2 protein-coding genes are annotated in these 1,153 nt (G+C 69.5%); one reads left to right on the top strand and one right to left on the bottom strand.

Translation table 11 applies throughout. The annotated features are described in order from the left end of the window. On the top strand, positions 1–233 hold a 233-nt coding region (locus tag ACIRS4_RS38140), incomplete at its 5' end, for a hypothetical protein (protein ID WP_404204856.1). A gap of 1 nt (position 234) precedes the next feature. Here ACIRS4_RS38140 and ACIRS4_RS38135 read toward each other — a convergent pair. Next, positions 235–1,153 (bottom strand): hypothetical protein (locus ACIRS4_RS38135; protein WP_404204854.1); only part of this gene is annotated, 919 nt, incomplete at its 5' end.

Genomic DNA, 1,153 nt, shown 5'->3' with positions numbered 1-1,153 from the left:
ACATCGCGGGGGAGGCCAAGAACGGTCCCGCGGACAAGTACATCGAATTCCAGAAGTTCGTCGGATCGAAGCTGGTGTTCGTCGCCGAGATCATCCGGACCTACGACAAGGACGGTCACAGCACCTGCCGCGTCGACGACGAAAAGGGCGTTCCCGAGTCCGAATTCAGCGATGAGGAAGTGGTCCGGCGCTTCTGCGGTGAGCAGCTGCTGCGCCCGGCCCCGGTCGGCTGATCTATTGCAATCCCGCGATGCGGCGTTGTAGCCAGCGGCGGGCTTCCGTGTCCCGGGCGTGCACCAGAATCTTGCGGCGGCCGCCCGGGGAGAGCGCGGCCAGCAGGTGGGCCAAGCGCTTCCGGGTATCCCAGCTGAGCAGGTAGCGGACGGCGCCCGCGGTGGCGTGTTCGTCGGCCAGCTCCACCGCACGCGCGAAATCGGCGTGGTCCTCCAGCAGTAGGAACTGCGCCGGAATACGTTCGTGCGCAGGGTATCCCGAGTACCTCCCGGTGCCTCCGGCGAACCAGGCGCACAGTCGCAGGATTCGATCGACGGGATCCGGGTACGTCATGAGGAGCAGGGCGCGGGCCTCCTCCACCTGGGGCCCGGTCAGACCGCCGCCGGTGGTGGTGGACGTATCCAGGAAGAGTCCGGCGAAGGGGATGAGCGGATCGGGAATCTCGGCCACCCAGCGGTATGCGATGCGGTCGCTCTCGGCCTGGCGCCGCTCGGCCGCGCGGAACTCCTGCAGCGGCACCGCGACACCGCGCACCGCCAGCCATTCCAGTGAGCGCATCCCGTCCGCGAGCCGCGCGTCCTGCGGCCAACCGGGCCAGCGGATCGAGTAGCCGTGATGCAGGGTCACGGAGGTGAGGGGGCGTTCGCCGGCGTCGAAGAAGTCGAGGACCACATCGCCCCAGCACATGCACACGAAGCCGGGCAGGTCGGAGACGCGCAGCGCCTCCCGCAGCGCTCGCACGGCAACCGGGTCGCGCTCCTCTATCAGGGTCGGCGCGTCGCCCGGCATCTCGCGGACCCGGACTCCCCGGGCGCCGGCCAGCACCCGGTCCAGCGCTTCGGGATCACCGCCCGTGGCCTGGCCCCCGACACCCATACCGAAACAGTAATCCGACCCGACGGTTCCCGGCGTGGCGCGG

It is taken from the genome of Streptomyces sp. NPDC101166 (assembly GCF_044768125.1).
Lineage (GTDB): Bacteria > Actinomycetota > Actinomycetes > Streptomycetales > Streptomycetaceae > Streptomyces.
This window is presented reverse-complemented; position numbering and strand designations above follow the sequence as displayed.